General features: G+C 42.7%; 11 protein-coding genes and 1 pseudogene. 9 read left to right on the top strand and 3 right to left on the bottom strand.

Annotated elements, in window-relative coordinates:
- The first annotated feature begins 191 nt into the window (after nucleotides 1-191).
- Together NI467_RS08645 and NI467_RS08650 are read left to right on the top strand one after the other, a co-directional pair.
- On the top strand, nucleotides 192-878 hold the full coding sequence (locus NI467_RS08645) for an ion channel (RefSeq protein WP_253152335.1): 687 nt from the start codon (nucleotides 192-194) through the stop codon (nucleotides 876-878).
- 310 nt (nucleotides 879-1188) lie between these two features.
- Nucleotides 1189-3153 carry a choline BCCT transporter BetT gene (locus NI467_RS08650; protein ID WP_151205085.1) on the top strand — a complete coding sequence of 655 codons (1965 nt, stop codon included), beginning with the start codon at nucleotides 1189-1191 and terminating at the stop codon, nucleotides 3151-3153.
- 65 nt (nucleotides 3154-3218) lie between these two features.
- On the opposite strand, the gene omp33-36 is transcribed toward NI467_RS08650, so the two are convergent.
- Entirely contained in the window at nucleotides 3219-4097 is an 879-nt protein-coding gene (gene omp33-36, locus NI467_RS08655) for a porin Omp33-36 (RefSeq protein WP_253152344.1), read from the bottom strand.
- Nucleotides 4098-5105: 1008 nt separating this feature from the next.
- On the opposite strand from omp33-36, the pseudogene NI467_RS08660 reads away from it, so the two are divergent.
- Both NI467_RS08660 and NI467_RS08665 read left to right on the top strand, forming a co-directional pair.
- A pseudogene (locus NI467_RS08660) lies at nucleotides 5106-5856 on the top strand (IS5 family transposase); the annotation flags it as partial.
- Between the two features lie 14 nt (nucleotides 5857-5870).
- Nucleotides 5871-6158: a hypothetical protein gene (locus NI467_RS08665; RefSeq protein WP_253152346.1), complete on the top strand. Its 288-nt coding sequence runs from the start codon at nucleotides 5871-5873 to the stop codon at nucleotides 6156-6158.
- 28 nt (nucleotides 6159-6186) lie between these two features.
- On the opposite strand, the gene uvrA is transcribed toward NI467_RS08665, so the two are convergent.
- A complete protein-coding gene (uvrA, locus tag NI467_RS08670; protein WP_253152348.1) occupies nucleotides 6187-9018 on the bottom strand; it encodes an excinuclease ABC subunit UvrA in 2832 nt (943 codons plus the stop codon).
- Nucleotides 9019-9571: 553 nt separating this feature from the next.
- Entirely contained in the window at nucleotides 9572-10249 is a 678-nt protein-coding gene (gene tenA, locus NI467_RS08675) for a thiaminase II (protein ID WP_151206879.1), read from the bottom strand.
- 221 nt (nucleotides 10250-10470) lie between these two features.
- Between tenA and NI467_RS08680 the strand changes: the two genes are divergently transcribed.
- From NI467_RS08680 to NI467_RS08700, 5 genes are all read left to right on the top strand, one after another.
- Nucleotides 10471-11559 (top strand): DUF475 domain-containing protein, encoded by a 1089-nt coding sequence (locus NI467_RS08680; RefSeq protein ID WP_151205081.1) that lies wholly within the window; start codon nucleotides 10471-10473, stop codon nucleotides 11557-11559.
- Between the two features lie 151 nt (nucleotides 11560-11710).
- Nucleotides 11711-13075, top strand: a complete 1365-nt coding sequence (locus NI467_RS08685; protein ID WP_174660431.1) for an MFS transporter — start codon at nucleotides 11711-11713, stop codon at nucleotides 13073-13075.
- A 48-nt stretch (nucleotides 13076-13123) separates the two neighbouring features.
- The gene (gene ssb / locus NI467_RS08690; RefSeq protein WP_174660430.1) at nucleotides 13124-13696 is read left to right on the top strand and encodes a single-stranded DNA-binding protein; all 573 of its coding nucleotides are present in this window, start codon (nucleotides 13124-13126) and stop codon (nucleotides 13694-13696) included.
- Between the two features lie 155 nt (nucleotides 13697-13851).
- On the top strand, nucleotides 13852-15078 hold the full coding sequence (locus NI467_RS08695; protein WP_017402838.1) for a site-specific integrase: 1227 nt from the start codon (nucleotides 13852-13854) through the stop codon (nucleotides 15076-15078).
- The gene (locus NI467_RS08700) at nucleotides 15071-16591 is read left to right on the top strand and encodes a site-specific integrase (RefSeq protein ID WP_253152350.1); all 1521 of its coding nucleotides are present in this window, start codon (nucleotides 15071-15073) and stop codon (nucleotides 16589-16591) included. The genes NI467_RS08695 and NI467_RS08700 overlap by 8 nt, the downstream gene beginning before the upstream one ends.
- Nucleotides 16592-16608 lie beyond the last annotated feature (17 nt).

The following is a 16608-nucleotide window of genomic DNA, read 5'->3' on the forward strand; positions in this document are numbered from 1 at the left end:
AAAAAAGAAGAGTTTAAGGAAATTTTGGCAATTTTAAGAAGGCAGAACCCTGATAGGATAAGGGTTCTGTGAAATTTGTCGTGTACAGAGAATTTTCATACAAATTGTTAAACACCCGTAAACCTGCTACATGCTATGTTGAGGCTGATAATAATTAAATTGCGAATATGAATTCCAAGAAGAAGGGCAGTATGAAGCAGGCATTAAAACGATTCTGGGCAACTTTTGAGCACTTGCCATCTGCATGGCTGCTCTGTTTGCAATTGCTGATTTTGATCCTATCGGTGCTGGCCTATGAAAGTGTGTCCTATCGTGCTGTTACCTGGGTGCTTGGAGTTCTGGTGCTGCTGGTCATTGCCAAAGTCATTCGACAGACCCCGATGTTTACGATTTTAGGGCTGACCTTTGTCGCAGGTGCGATTTTCTTTTCTTCCTTAATTGCTTTGGGGATTCAGGATAACTGGATTCATATCACGGCCAACCTGTTTGAAGCCAGTGCTTATTTTAGTGCAGCTTATGGCCTGTTGAGCTATATGTTTCATGATCGTTATCTGACCAAAGATGAGCTGTTTGCCGCAGGCGCAGTCTTTACCTTGCTGGCTTGGGGCTTTGCCTTTTTATATAGCATTTGCCAGTTGCTGGTGCCCTACAGTTTTGCACATCCCGATTTACATGCCTACCAACCCTGGCTGGATTTACTGTTCCTGAGTTTTAGTGTCCAGTCTGCCACCGGTTTATCTGACCTGATGCCGGTTAGCCCGATTGCCCGCATGCTGGCAATTATCCAGATGTTTTTTGGGGTGATGTATCTGGCGCTGATCGTTTCACGATTGATTGCCTTACAATATATTGCCTATATTCCCCCCAAGAAAAAATAGCAAAAACAGGATAAAAACACCGCTCTGTAAAGCCAGACAGGTTTGATTTTCTTGTTACATTAAGCTGACGGCTTTATTTTTCACCCTATTTTAAAATAAGGCCGGATTCAAATTGATTTTATTTATCTGCCTTTATATTAGGGTCTATTGATATTTCATAAATGGTTTGCGCGAAAAGCAGAAAGAATATGCGTTGTTGCCGAGCTACAGGAATTATCAATACACTCTATTTATTTCTCTCATAGTTTTTACTTGCAAATAATTATTTGAGTCTCTCGCTCTTTCCATAGATTGAAAAAAAGAGGGATATATGTCTTCCAAACCATCTTCCTGGCTGGCTAATGTCAACCCGAATGTCTTTGTCAGTACCGTGGTCATTATTGCCATTTTTCTGGGACTGGTGCTCTTTGCGCCGGATACTTTTCAAGGACTCACGCAACAGTTAAATCAGTGGATTACCTCTTCATTTAGCTGGTTTTATGTGTTATCCGTGGCTATTTTCCTGATTGTGTTGATTTATATTGCGCTGTCCGATATGGGGAAAATCAAGCTTGGACCTGATCATAGCCAGCCCGCCTATCATAGTGGTTCCTGGTTCGCGATGCTGTTTACCGCCGGCATGGGTATCGGACTCATGTTCTTTGGCGTTGCAGAGCCGGTCATGCATTATGTCACGCCACCGATTGGTGAGCCTCAGACACTGGTGGCTGCCCAGCAATCGATGCGAATTACTTTCTTCCATTGGGGTCTGCATGCCTGGGCCGTCTATACCCTGGTCGGTCTGGCACTGGCCTATTTTGCTTACCGGCATAATTTGCCCTTAAAAATCCGTTCCGCTTTATATCCATTGATTGGCAACAGAATTTATGGACCGATTGGGGATGGAGTCGATACCTTTGCCACCATCGGCACAATTTTTGGTGTCGCCACCACCTTGGGATTCGGGGTAACCCAGATCAACTCAGGCCTGAATTATCTGTTTGGTATTGAGCAGCAGCCGAGTACCCAGATTGTCCTGATTATTGTGGTCAGTAGCATGGCTGCCTTGTCAGTGTTTTTTGGTCTGGATAAAGGTGTAAAGCGTCTGGCCGAGCTGAATTTGTTGCTTGCCCTGCTGTTGCTGATTTTTGTATTTTTGGCTGGCCCAAGTATTTATCTTTTACAGACCACGATTCAGGCTACAGGCCAATACGTCTCCAATCTGTTCAGCATGACCTTTAACCTGTATGCCTATCAGCCTAGCGGCTGGATTGGAGGCTGGACCATCATGTATTGGGCTTGGTGGATTTCCTGGTCACCATTTGTGGGCATGTTTATTGCGCGTGTATCAGAAGGACGCACAGTCCGGGAATTTATTGTTGGGGTGCTATTGATCCCAACAGGCTTTACCCTGATCTGGATGGGCTTTATGGGCAATGCCGCCCTGCATAGTATTATTCATGAAGCCAATACCAGTCTGCTTGAAGCGGTGCAGCGTGATTCATCTGTCGCACTGTTTGAATTTCTGGGCAGTTTGCCCTTTAGTTCCGTCACCAGTATTGTGGCAACCTTGCTGGTGATGCTGTTCTTTGTGACCTCAGCCGATTCTGGTTCACTAGTCACTGATTATCTGACAGCAAAAACTGAAAACTCACCGGTCTGGCAACGTCTGTTCTGGACTTTGGTGATGGCCTTGCTGGCGATTACCTTGCTGCTGGTCGGCGGTCTGGAGGCCTTACAGTCTGCCACGATCATGAGTGCCTTGCCTTTTACCCTGATCATGCTGCTCATTTGCTGGGGACTACTTAAAGCACTGAGGTTGGATGTAATTAAAATGCATGCTGTGCAGGCTGCACGCATTACGCCGCGTGCGATTCAAAATCCGCGCAGCTGGCAGCAAAGGCTGGGGCTGATTATGCATTATCCGCATAGTAAGGCCGAGGTGCAGGCATTTATTGATACTACGGCAAGCAAGGCTTTTGGTAGTTTTCAGACCGAGCTGAAACGCCGTCAAATACAGGTCAAGATTCATGCGCTGGAAGAGGGGATTGAGTTGCGTGTCGACCATCAGGATGAGATGAATTTTATCTATCAGGTGGTAATGACACAAATGATCAGTCCCACTTTTATGTCCGAGCTTGAGGATGACCAGTCTTATCAGGCTGAAGTCTTTTTAAAAGAAGGTGGGCAGGGCTATGATGTAATGGAATGGACACAGGAAGATTTACTACAGGACATCATTGATCAATATGAACGTCATCTGCATTTCCTGAGCCTGATTCGTTCACCAGAATAAATATTTCGCCCAATAAAAAAAGGACGCATCAGCGTCCTTTTTTCTATTCAACGTCTAATCAGAAATTAGAAACGGAATTTAGCATTTACGCCTACAGTTTGCGTATCGCGCGCTTCGCCTTCAGCATTCGCATTTACATAAGATGCGCCAACTGCAACCGCTGGAGTGATGAAGTAGTTTACGTTTGCGCCCCAAGCTTTGTCTGGAGAACCAGCATAGCTAGATTCCATATAAGATGCGCCCACGCTTAAAGCAGGGTTAAGGAAAAGAGTTGTGCCTAAGTTATAAGCAGTATCTTCGCCATATACTAAACCAGTTTCAAAACCAATTGACATGTTCGTACCATCAATTGCACCTACATATTTAGTACGTGCAGTGATCGCATCCTGGTCTTCATTAATAGTTTGAGATTCTAGAGCTGCTTTCACAACGCCATTGTTGAACATGTTGAATGCGTCATAAGAAACTTGGTCAGCGACGCTAGTATAACCTACAGCAACCAAGAAGTTAGGTGCAAGTACAGCACCCAATTCTAATGCATAACGGTCGCCTTGGTCATCTTTTTGACCGCCTTTACCATCAGTAATGGTGTGGCTATAAGATGCACTTGCATAAGCAGGAACAAATTTAGTTGGAACATAAGCTTCAGCTTTAGCACCAAAAGTATGAGAAACTTGGTCTTTAAAATCAGCGTCTACATCGTATTCGCCATATGTATATGCTAAAGAAACATTTGATGCCTGGTTTAAGAAAGCTGCTTCAGCTAAAGGACCTTTAGATGCATCTACATTTTTAAAGTAGTAAGTACCTTGAACAGCACCAGTGAAATCTTTGTCATTAACAGTATTGTCGATGAACTCTGACTGACCTTGAACTTCAAATTGATATGCTTGAGCGCCGGTCATGGCTAATAATAAAGCAGTGGCTAAACCGAGTTTTTTCATGATATTTACCGTTTAGTTACAGAAGATATACAACAGGGGAGCTATTGTATTGTAACAATTTATTAAGTCAATCAGCTGCTAAGTCCTTGTTTTTTACGATTAAAAAATTGTATTAATTTTGTGTAAAAGTCTACTTATTTAAACATGTTTCAGCTAGGTTAAAATTGCCTTTAATTACAGCAAGCTATGCTTAGGGTTCAGCTTATAAAATGATAAAAAAAGCTAAATCATGAAGATTTCATTATTCTTAAAAACGATTAAATTTTAATTTTGATTGGTATAAACAATTTTAAATTTCTGCTTTAGAGAGGATAGAGGATAAAAAGTCCAAGTATTTTAAATATACAATTTTTCTGTTAATTATTTATTTAGATCATTGTTTTTTAATTTATTGTGATAAATGTCACTATTAATGAAGGTGGACAACCTTAAATCCGACTAAAATAATAGGCTTTACTTTGCAGGCGAAATCGCACATAATAGAGAAATCAGGTCATGGTTCATACTTATATAGGATTCTGACTGATTCTCCACAATTTTTTCGTTTTATCGGCCCAGCTTTCCCCAAGGTTGGGCTTTTTTTTATTTTAAATTTATGAATAGAAGGCAAATAAGCCTACAAAGCTTCTTTATGAAAAAATAAAAAACGCACCAAAATGATTCATTTTTACCAGATCAAAAAGCGAGATATCAATAAACAACAAAAAAAAACCTCAATCTTCAAAGAAAATTGAGGTTTTTTCGCCAAAATGTCCGGGTAAATCAAAAAATCTGCTGAGGAATAATTTAACTCGCCCTAATGCGGTGCATTATGCACTTAATTGTGGCAGGTGTAAATAGGTTAAAAACAAGTTTATTTAATTTTTTTAAATTGAATTTTGCTCAAACCTCTTGTGGTAGCTTGAGCTATTTTTTAAAGGCCCAGTAAAAAATTAAAAACTACGAAGGCCTGAAATAGAGAGATAGAGAAATTTTAATCTTCAGACCCAAGGGAATACCCAGTCATAAGGTAAACACGGATGAAATCAAAGCTATACCGATACAGCCATTCAATGCTGTTTAGTGATCAAATTGCTATTTCGATTCTCTTTGACGGTTTCGGTGGGACAGCACCAAATTATTCCACACTTCGTACAAGACAAAAATTGATATTGCGAACAGCTAGCAAAAATGTAGTGATAGACTTCATTGGCTTGTAGATTCTACTGGCCTGGAGTTTTTAGGTGAAAGTGAATGGAAACAGAAGAAACATCAGCCTGAATATCGTTGCCTATGGCCTCAGCTTCACCTTGGTATAAATGCTAAAACGCTGCAAAGAGATGCAGTTCAGCTCACCCCGAACGATATCAGTGATTCACAGGTACTCAGTGGTTGACTTGATCAAATCATCCTCTGATGAAGGCATAGATTCTATCTATCCCAATAGCGCTTATGATATTAAATACTGCCGATAGCTCATTTCAGATCATCAAGCACCTGTCATAATTCCACCAAGAAAAAAATACAAACCCATAGAAAGACAAAAATCGGAATTTTTAGATAGAAATGAATTATTAAAAACCTGCAAACGCTTAGGAAAAAGGATGGGGAAAAGTAGTTGGGGTAACATCGACATAGTTTGTTAGAAACTAAAAGGTATTGCATAAAATGAGAGGGAGATAAACGGAGCGCAAGACACTTCAGTAGCTCAGTCAATGAGATTCATGCACGTATAGCCGCCTTAAATAAATTTATAGAATCAGGTCAACCTCACACCTAAGTTGTCACTTAAGTTTGAGTGAGCTAGGAGAACTTTATCTTTTAAAACTGTATACAACAAAGCCGCTTACAACTAAAAATACTTGGAAAAATTTAATTTTTAATGGAATTTCAAAAGACGAAAGATTTAAAAAATTTCATACATTAGGCGTTTTAAAAAAGATACTTAGTCAGCAAATCAGTGTTGAATTACAGCCACAAATTAATACTTTAATATTTGAAGTACTTGATGAGGAGGTAAAAGTATCTAGCCCTGAAAGACAAAAAAATATTGAATATGTCATAAAAAGATTAAAAGAATAAAAAAGGGCTCTGATGAGCCCTTTCTAAATCACTGCAATAGCGGCTTCAAGAATTTACCCGTATGTGAAGCTTTGACTTTTACCACCTGTTCCGGTGTTCCTTCGGCAACAATCATACCGCCACCCGAACCACCTTCAGGTCCCAAATCCACCACCCAGTCGGCGGTTTTAATTACGTCCAGGTTATGCTCAATTACCACGATGGTATTACCCTTGTCGCGGAGCTGGTGCAGGATATCCAGCAGCTTGGCAATATCATGAAAATGCAGACCCGTAGTAGGCTCATCCAGAATATACAGGGTTTTACCGGTATCGCGTTTGGCCAGCTCCCGCGCCAGTTTCACCCGTTGCGCTTCACCACCAGAAAGAGTGGTCGCAGACTGACCCAGACGGATATAACCCAGACCCACCTGATGCAAGGTTTCCAGACGACGGTGAATCACCGGAATGGCATCGAAGAAATGCATGGCATCTTCGACGGTCATTTCCAGCACATCTGAGATGTTTTTGCCCTTATAGTTCACTTCCAGCGTTTCACGGTTATAACGCTTGCCCTGACAGGCATCACAGGGCACATACATATCTGGCAGGAAGTGCATTGCTACCTTGATCATCCCATCCCCTTCACAGGCTTCACAGCGTCCACCTTTCACGTTAAACGAGAAACGACCCGCCGTATAACCACGACCTTTGGCTTCCTGAGTTTGTGAAAACAGCTCACGAATCGGCGTGAACAGGCCGGTATAGGTTGCTGGGTTTGAACGTGGTGTACGGCCAATCGGACTCTGGTCAATATCCACCACTTTGTCCAGATATTGCAGGCCATCAATTGAATCAAACTTTTCAGCGGTCAGCGTGGTCGCACCATTGAGCTGGGTCGCTGCCAAAGGCAGAAGGGTTCGATTGATCAGGGTCGATTTACCTGAACCGGATACCCCGGTGATACAGGTCATGATGCCCAACGGAAGGGTCAGATCGACTTTCTTTAGGTTGTGCCCGGCGGCGCCCATCAATTTGATCTGTTCTCCCGGCTTAGGGGGCTGGATGCGTTTTTTTGGCACCTCAATTTTCAGTTTGCCAGACAGATATTTTCCGGTTAGGGAATCTTCGTTTTCTGCCAGTTCCTGATAGGTTCCTTCCGCAATGATATGTCCGCCATGCACCCCGGCACCCGGGCCAATATCAATAATATGGTCAGCGGCGCGGATTGCATCTTCATCATGTTCAACCACCAGTACGGTATTGCCCAGATCGCGCAAACGGATCAGGGTTTGTAACAGGCGGTCATTGTCACGCTGATGCAGGCCAATCGAAGGTTCATCCAGGACATACATGACACCCATCAGGCCGGCACCGATTTGGGAAGCCAGACGGATACGCTGTGCTTCACCACCCGACAGGGTTTCGGCAGAACGTGACAGACTAAGATAATTCAGGCCGACTGACACCAGAAAGTGCAGACGTTCACGAATTTCCTTGAAGATCTTGTCTGCGATTTCACCACGGGCACCTTCCAGATTCAGGCTCTGATAATAACTTTCGGCATCACCAATCGACATGCGGGTAATGTCGGCGATGGTTTTGTCCAGAATCTTCACATTACGCGAGATCTCATTCAGACGTGAACCATCACAGGCATCACAGGCGGCATTCGACAGGTACTGTGCCAGATCATCGCGCACATAATTGCTTTCTGTTTCACGGTAACGGCGTTCTAGGTGGGGCAAAATCCCTTCAAAAGGCATGACCCGGTTATGACGGCGGCCGCGTTCATCAATATAGCTCAGGTCAATTTTTTCCTTGCCGCTTCCATACAGGAATTTCTTTCGGGTGTTGGCATCCAGCTCTTCCCAAGGAGTATCCAGAGAAAAGCCAAAATGCTCGGCGACTTTTTGCAGCATGCCATAATAATAAGGACGCTGACGGTCCCAGCCGCGGATCGCGCCTTGGCTGATGCTGACCTCTGCATTCGGAATCAGTTTCTCCGTACTGAAATGGCTGCGTGTCCCCAGACCGTCACAGACCGGACAAGCACCAAAAGGGTTGTTAAAGGAGAATAGACGCGGTTCCAGTTCGGCCACTGCGCGTTCACATTCCGGACAGGAGTGCTTGGCAGAAAATACCCGATCCTCATGCTCATCTTTCATCCAGGATAGAATCGCGATATCTCCACCCAGACGTAAGGCTGTTTCAAAGCTCTCGGCAATACGGTTGCCCAGGTCATCACGCACCTTAAAGCGGTCAACTACCACTTCGATACTATGTTTTTTCTTTTTATCCAGCTCGGGTGGTGGATCAATTTCCATGATCTCGCCATCGACACGGGCCCGGACAAAGCCCTGGCTTTGCAGCTGTTCAAACAGGGCAGTGTATTCGCCTTTACGTTCACGCACCACAGGCGCTAATAATAACAGTGCAGTACCTTCTTCCAGTTCCTTAACCGCATCGACCATTTCACTGACCGTTTGCGCGACCATCGGCAGATCATGTTCAGGACAATAGGGTGTACCGACACGCGCATAGAGCAGACGTAAATAGTCATAAATTTCGGTAATTGTTCCGACCGTTGAACGTGGGTTGTGGCTGGTGGATTTCTGTTCAATCGCAATGGCGGGACTTAGGCCTTCAATTGAGTCGACTTCCGGCTTTTCCATTTGGGAGAGGAACTGGCGCGCATACGCAGACAGGGATTCTACATAACGGCGCTGGCCTTCGGCATAGAGCGTATCAAAAGCCAGTGAGGACTTGCCTGAACCCGACAGTCCCGTAATCACCACAAACTTGTCGCGTGGGATATCAAGGCTCACATTTTTCAGGTTGTGTGTACGTGCACCTCGAATACGGATGTGGCTTTGGCTCATGCAATGATCCTAGAATATTCATCAAAAACCTTTATATGATACCGAATGAAAAATGTTCAAGTGCAAATAAAAGTATTTTAAACGTCAAGTTATGTCGGATATTGGTCACGTCCACTATATAAAGACCAGTGCTTGATTGTGGTTAATTTTTGCTCATTGCTCGCTTGGCAGGTAGGGTAGTGAGGCGGATTTGATTTTTTCAAAGCATATATCATGCGGAATATCATGAAGCAGTGGGCCCTAGAAGTTGAGTTGATTTTTCAAAAATTGAGTATAGTCTTCTTCAAAAAATCCAGAGCAAACAGACCATTGCAGCAAAGACCCAGCAAGTGGAACGAAACTAAAAAAAATTATCAAAACCAAGACCTGCGAGTATCAGAAGAGGAAGTTTTTTGCGGTGATTGAGAGGCTTAACAGCAGAGGAAATATGGAGATAAAAAAAAACTGTAAGTGAGGGAGAACGGCGATTGTGCATATTTCATCGCTTGATGAATAAAAATGCCAGTCAATGGTTCACTGACTGGCATTTTGGATGGATTTTAGAAACGAAAACTTAGTTCACGTCATCCAGACCTGGCCATTGGCGCTGTTCAAAGGCACTCTCCCAGAACAGCCATTCCAAACGGGCTGCATCGGTATAGGCCTGATGCATTTTCTCCAGTGTATCGGCATCCACCCGCTCGGCAATACGGTCAATAGTGCTAATTACATTACGCACTGCGGTATGGAATTCTTCACCGGCATAGGTATCAATCCAGGCCTGGTAAGGGTTATTCGGGGCGGCATTATCAATAATGTCCTTGCCCACTTCTGCATAAATCCAGAAACACGGCAGCAGGGAAGCCACCACCACCGGATAGCTTTCTGCCCAGGCCACCGCCTGTAAATAAGAAGTGTAATGATGGCAAGCCAGTGTCAGCGGGGTATTTTCAAACTGCGCCTTGCTAATACCAAAATCCTGCATAAAGCCATCATGCAGGCTGCGTTCGACCACAATGGCAATTTTAGCCGCCTCACTAAACTGGATAACATCATCGGCTTCAAACGCTTTCGCCGCACAGACAGCCAAGGCACGGCCATAAGCCAGCAGATAATGCGCATCCTGAATCACATAATGACTAAAAGCCTCACGGCTGAGTGTTCCCTGTGCCAGTTGCTGGTTAAACGGCAGAGCCAGTGTCTTTTGGTAGAGCGCAAGATTACGTTGCCAAACCTGTTGTGAAAAACTCATGCTGAAATCCTTAGCAGTTTAAGTTAAGCCATGCAGCACTATAGCAAAGAACCGGCTGTTTAAAAGACCAGGGAGGCTGCCTTGAGAAAATAATACAAAAGACCACAGGAAGTGCTTTGGTTTGGGCCACAAAAGTTTCATAATTGGCACAGTTTATTGTGTCCGTATTGCAGTTCTACTGAAAAAATACGTCTTATTTAATTGATTCAAGGTCGATATGTATGTTGAAACATTTTGGTTTCTCAATCGCATTCTCGATCGTGTGTCTTGGTTTGTCTGCTTATTGGGGTTATACCCATGGTCCGGAAGCGGGCTTGCAAACCATGCTCACAGCGCTTGCCATCACCGCTATCTTAGCGATTATGGAAGTGTCGTTATCTTTCGATAACGCGGTTGTCAATGCCTCAGTCCTACGGGGATGGGATCCATTCTGGAAAATGTTATTCCTGACTATAGGGATTTTGATTGCCGTATTTGGTATGCGTTTAATCTTCCCTGTGGCCATTGTCGCGGTGACTGCGGAAATGGGCTTTATGGAAGTGGTACGGCTGGCCCTGAATAATCCTGCAGAATACTCGGCGCGTTTGATGGCCCATCATCCGGAGATTGCTGCTTTTGGTGGCGCTTTCCTGTTGATGGTGTTTTTGAACTTCTTCCTGGATGAAGAGAAAGACACGCACTGGTTCAGAATGCTGGAACGCCGTCTTGCCAACCTGGCTAGTGTTCCGGCCATGTCGGTCTTTATTGCCCTGGTGGTGCTGTTAATTATGGCTGGCAATGTGGTAGAAGATAAACGCTTGGCAGTGACCATGGCTGGAATCTGGGGCATCGTGATTTATATTGGGGTGCAGGTCCTCAGTCATTTACTGGGCGGTGAGCCGGAAATTGATGAACAGGGCAATGCCATTCGTCATGATGAAAATGGCGTACCGACGGGTGTGGTCAAAGCCGGTATTGGTGGTTTCCTGTATCTTGAAGTGCTGGATGCCTCTTTCAGTTTTGATGGGGTGATCGGAGCCTTTGCCATCACCTCTGATGTGGTCATTATTATGCTGGGGCTGGCGATTGGTGCGATTTTCGTCCGTTCAATGACCATTTATCTGGTAGAAAAAGGCACACTGGATGCCTATATCTATCTGGAGCATGGAGCGCATTATGCAATTGGTGCTCTGGCCTTTATCATGATTGCCAGCGGAACCGGCTTGCATGTTCCTGAAATTGTGACTGGCCTGATTGGGGTGGCCTTTATTGTCTGGGCTGTCATTGCCTCTATTCAATATAAGAAAAAAGAAAGTGCCCTGCATCAATAAGGAATTCTGATATTGAAAAGCGTGGCTCTGGCTGCGCTTTTTGCTTTTCAGCCCCTGCTGATTTTTATTTCAAATAAAAATCATGCCTTACTGGGGATGGAATGTCCTATAATCTGTGCACCAAGATTAATTCGCTGAATCGCCTGAATTTATGATGAATGCTTTAGAACGTCGCTCGACCTTTGCCCTGAGCAGTATTTTTGCGCTGCGCATGCTGGGGTTGTTTATGATTATTCCTGTATTTTCAGTAGCAGGGCAGTCATATGAATATGCTACGCCTGCGCTTATCGGTCTGGCGGTTGGTATTTATGGCCTGACTCAGGCGTTGCTGCAAATACCGTTTAGCCTGATCGCTGACCGTTATAGCCGTAAACCCCTGGTGGTTCTGGGCCTGTTGCTTTTTGCCCTGGGCGGTGCGGTTGCCGCCATGTCCGACACCATTTATGGAGTCATCATTGGACGTGCAATTGCAGGTGGCGGCGCAGTCTCGGCTGTGGTCATGGCCTTGCTGGCCGATGTGACCCGTGAAGAAAACCGTATGAAAGCAATGGCAGTAATGGGCATGAGTATCGGCCTGTCTTTTGTGGTCGCGTTTAGCTTGGGGCCTTGGCTGACCGGACTGGTCGGTATCTCTGGCCTGTTTTGGGTCACGACCATTATGGGACTGGCTGCAATCGCCATGCTGTTGATGGTACCTAAAGTCAGCCGTCATCATAAAAACTTCCAGCAGGGGTATCTGACCCAGCTAAAACAGGTGCTGAAAATGGGCGACCTGAACCGTCTGCATATTTCAGTTTTCACCCTGCATTTATTGCTCACTGCGATGTTTATCTATGTACCTTCACAGCTGATCGAATTTGGCGGTTTACCGTTGTCGAGTCATGGTTGGGTCTATCTGCCTTTACTCTTGATCAGCCTGTTTTTTGCGTTTCCAAGTATTGTACTCGCAGAGAAATACCGTCAGATGCGCGGTATTTTCCTGACGGCAATTGGCGGCATTATTTTGGGCCTGCTGATCCTGATTTTCGGTTTTGAATCCAAATATATATTGCTGGCCGGACTGGGCCTGTTCTTTATTGCCTTTAACGTGATGGAAGCTTTGTTGCCGTCCTGGTTGTCCAAGGCAGCCCCGATTCAATCCAAAGCCACCGCAATGGGCGTCAATGCCAGTAGCCAGTTTTTGGGTGCATTTTTTGGTGGCGTGATTGGTGGTCAATTATTGCTTTTGAACAATACGTTGCTGGGTTGGAGTATCTTATCGGCAATTGCTATAATTTGGCTATTGATGAGTTTTGGATTGGCACAACCTCGTTATCTTTCCTCACTGGTACTTCGTTTACCGGAGACCCGACAAACAGACGAATGGACTTCTCAGCTTTTGGCAATTCGTGGTATTGAAGAGGTTGTGGTGATGTCTGAACAGCAAGTGGCCTTTGTCAAGGTCGACAAACAGCAGGTTAATGAAGTCTCGCGACAACAATTAACGCACTTGTTAGGTAAAGAGGTAGCCATTTAAACATAACTCTTATAAAGTAAAATAGATACAAATAGGAATACAGATCTCATGCGTGGTGTAAATAAGGTCATTTTGGTTGGTACTTTAGGTCGAGATCCTGAAACAAAAACTTTCCCCAATGGGGGCTCCCTTACACAGTTTTCGATAGCAACCAGCGACTCGTGGACAGATAAAAATACCGGTGAGCGTAAAGAGCAAACAGAATGGCACCGTATTGTGCTGCACAACCGTTTAGGTGAAATTGCACAACAATACCTGCGCAAAGGTTCTAAAGTGTATATCGAAGGTTCATTGCGTACCCGTCAATGGACCGATCAGAATGGTCAGGAACGCTATACAACAGAAATCCGTGGCGAACAAATGCAGATGCTAGATTCGGCACGCCAACAAGGTGAACAGGGCGACAATGGTTTTAACCAGCCGCGCTTTAACAATAATCAGGGCGGCTATGGCAATAATAACCCGCAAGGTGGCTATGGTTCAGCGCCACAGCAAGCTGGTTTCAATAACAACCAGGGTGGGGGGTATGGCAACAATAACCCGGGCGGCTTTGCACCCAAAGCACAGCCGGCGCCAACTCCGGCACCTGCGGCCGATCTAGATGATGATTTACCGTTCTGACACCTACTAGAGACCATGTTTTGTAAAGTTTATAAAATTATTCTTTATTAGTAGTTAGTTACAAAAGAAATTTACAGATACTAGGAATGGTTCTGTAAATTTTTTTACTTATGATTTATGATATTTAATACTTAGATATTTTGTTAAATAAAGCCATGATGTTTGTTAAAAGATTTGTAATGAGTGGTGGTGAGAGATTCGCTGTTCTTTTGAATAGTGATGGTGTTCCTATGACTTATCCAAATTTATATACGATCATTCATTTAAGAAATCGTGGTCAATCAATCAATACTATTACAGCTATTCTAGAAGATATTAAGTTGCTGTTTCAGTTATTGGATAAGTTAGGAATTGATTTGGAACAAAGGATTAAAAATAAAGATTTTTTAAAATTAAATGAAATCGAAGCTTTAGTAAATTTAACCAGTTTCAATCGTAGCCGATTAAGCGGGACAGCTTCAAAAAAAAAGATCATAAGTTTTCCAAAAAGTAATAACAAAGAGCGAGCTAGAGCAAAATTGGTTGTTACTCAGGACTATGTATCCAAACAATTGATATATCGGCGGTTAACTAATTTTGCCGAATATATTGGGTGGTTTGAGACGCATCTTCATTCATCTGCAATAACAAGTACAAAGCAGTTTTTAAAATCTCGTAGACCTCGTAAGTCCATGGATATTCAGGCTGAATACAAATCTTTTGATACTGATCAACTAAATAAAATTTTAAAGGCAGTTGATCCTGATAATCAGAACCGTATTTGGACTTCAGATTACATTACTTATAGAAATGAGCTGATTACCTATTTGTTTTTATATCTTGGGTGTCGTAAAGGTGAATTATTAAATTTAAAAATTACAGATATAACACCCTCTCAAGGTGGTACGTCGTATCTTACTATTAAGCGTAATCCTCATGATGGAAGTGATTCTAGGCTATATCAACCGTTGGTTAAAACCAGAAGTCGATCAATTGCACTCAACCAGAATCTAAAGAAAAAATTGGATACTTATATTCTAAATCATAGATCGACAGTGCCTAATGCAGAGTTAACAGACTTTTTGATCTTATCAAATAAGGGACAGCCGCTTTCAATTAATGCACTGGACAAAATTTTTTCAGAAATTTCTGAAGTCGTTTTATTCAATGTGCATGCACATGCATTTAGGCATACATGGAATGATAAATATACAGATAAAGTTCAGACTTTAATTAAATCTGGAAAAATAACGGAAGATCAGGCTGAGAGAGATCGTGCGTATCTGATGGGGTGGATACCTAACTCACAAAGTGCAAGAAGATATTCAAGACGTGCAGAGAATAAACGTGCTGTAGAGATTGGCTTAGGTATCCAAGAAAAATTTGAGGATGAAAATGAATAAATCAATTCGAATCGATAGTTTAGATAAGTCGCAAAATAAGTTTACATCATTCAAAGGTTATGAGTTTAGTATCGATGATCAGAAATGGGTATTAGATATCAATAAAACTATAGATATCTCTCGGATACGAAATTATGAGTTTTCTGTCCAATCAGATGTGATCATGACTTTAGTTCATTTTGCTAAGTATAGTTCAAGTTCACATACAGCAAACATGTGCGAATATATTGGTAAATATTTTGATATTACAGAAGAGAATCATTTTTCAATTAAAGGTCTTTTAAATTATAAAAATTTCTATTCGGCAAAAAAAGATGAATACAAAGTAGCTATGCTACGAGTATTTTTGAAGAAACTATATGATTTGGGTTATTCCTCAGTAGATGATGAAGTTTACGATCTAATGGATTCATGGAGATTGAGTGGCAATGAAAAAGGAGCAGCAGTCCTTTCCCTTGATCCAGATGAAGGTCCATTTAGCCCATTTGAATTTCAAACAATTATCACTAGAACCAATGAATATTTAGCAGAAAATAAGATTTCCTATTATGAGGCTGCTCTAATTCGTGTTTTTTGTGCGACAGGTAGACGACCAATACAAATTGCTGGGTTAAAAGTAAAAGACTTATACGAGACCGATAAGTATAAGTTTAAGGATGAAAAAAAAGTTCATGTACTCAATATTCCAAAAGCTAAAATAAGAGGTGCTAGTGGATTTCGTTATGCTTTTAGTGAAGTAGGAATTCGTGAAAGTATCGTACAAATATTGTTTGAGCATACTCGAATTTTAAAGCAGAAATTAAGTAAAGAAATAAAACGAGAGCTATCTGAACAAGAGTTTGCAGAGCTACCGCTATTTTATGATTTTGAGAAATTGGTTAATTTGGATTGGGAAAATCGGCATGAAATTTCAGAAATTTTGCCAAAAGAAATTATTCATTTGCCTACGGTTCAATTAACTCAAAAGTTAAAAGATGCGGTAAGAAAGCTTGGTGTTCGTTCAAGGGAAACAGGTGATCCAATATTTGTTAATGCTTATAGATTTCGCTATACGCTTGGAACAAATGCAGCTAGGCAGAAAGCGGGTGTGAATGTCATTGCAAAGTTGTTAGATCATCATGATACGCAAAATGCTCACTGTTATGTGCAGAGTGTGCCCGAAATTGCACAGCAAATATCATCTATAATGGACGATAGTTTACGCAAATATGCAGATGCTTTTCAGGGGAAAGTTGTAAGAGATGAGATTGAAGCCCAATCACAAATTAAAGATGCGAATAGGATTTCTTCTGTAGAACAAGATTGTGACGTTGGTTCATGTGGTACAAATCAATACTGCAATGATTATGCACCAATCGCATGTTATCTGTGTAGCAAGTTTATGCCTTGGGCAAAAGCACCTCATCATTTGGTTCTAGAGCAATTAATTAAAGAGCGAGATGATCTAATTAATATGGGTTGTAGCCTTGAAGTCGCTGCTGTGAATGACCGTACAATTATTGCCGTTCAGTAAGTTATTGATGCTTGTAA

It is taken from the genome of Acinetobacter sp. S4397-1 (assembly GCF_024129285.1).
Classification (GTDB): Bacteria; Pseudomonadota; Gammaproteobacteria; order Pseudomonadales; family Moraxellaceae; genus Acinetobacter; species Acinetobacter lwoffii_C.

What these genes read in the sequence shown, in the direction of transcription:
- NI467_RS08700 (WP_253152350.1), top strand. Translation starts at nt 15,071, where the DNA reads ATGAATAAATCAATTCGAATCGATAGTTTAGATAAGTCGCAAAATAAG.
- ssb (WP_174660430.1), top strand. Translation starts at nt 13,124, where the DNA reads ATGCGTGGTGTAAATAAGGTCATTTTGGTTGGTACTTTAGGTCGAGAT.
- NI467_RS08680 (WP_151205081.1), top strand. Translation starts at nt 10,471, where the DNA reads ATGTTGAAACATTTTGGTTTCTCAATCGCATTCTCGATCGTGTGTCTT.
- NI467_RS08695 (WP_017402838.1), top strand. Translation starts at nt 13,852, where the DNA reads ATGATGTTTGTTAAAAGATTTGTAATGAGTGGTGGTGAGAGATTCGCT.
- omp33-36 (WP_253152344.1), bottom strand. Translation starts at nt 4,097, where the DNA reads ATGAAAAAACTCGGTTTAGCCACTGCTTTATTATTAGCCATGACCGGC.
- tenA (WP_151206879.1), bottom strand. Translation starts at nt 10,249, where the DNA reads ATGAGTTTTTCACAACAGGTTTGGCAACGTAATCTTGCGCTCTACCAA.
- NI467_RS08650 (WP_151205085.1), top strand. Translation starts at nt 1,189, where the DNA reads ATGTCTTCCAAACCATCTTCCTGGCTGGCTAATGTCAACCCGAATGTC.
- NI467_RS08645 (WP_253152335.1), top strand. Translation starts at nt 192, where the DNA reads ATGAAGCAGGCATTAAAACGATTCTGGGCAACTTTTGAGCACTTGCCA.
- uvrA (WP_253152348.1), bottom strand. Translation starts at nt 9,018, where the DNA reads ATGAGCCAAAGCCACATCCGTATTCGAGGTGCACGTACACACAACCTG.
- NI467_RS08685 (WP_174660431.1), top strand. Translation starts at nt 11,711, where the DNA reads ATGATGAATGCTTTAGAACGTCGCTCGACCTTTGCCCTGAGCAGTATT.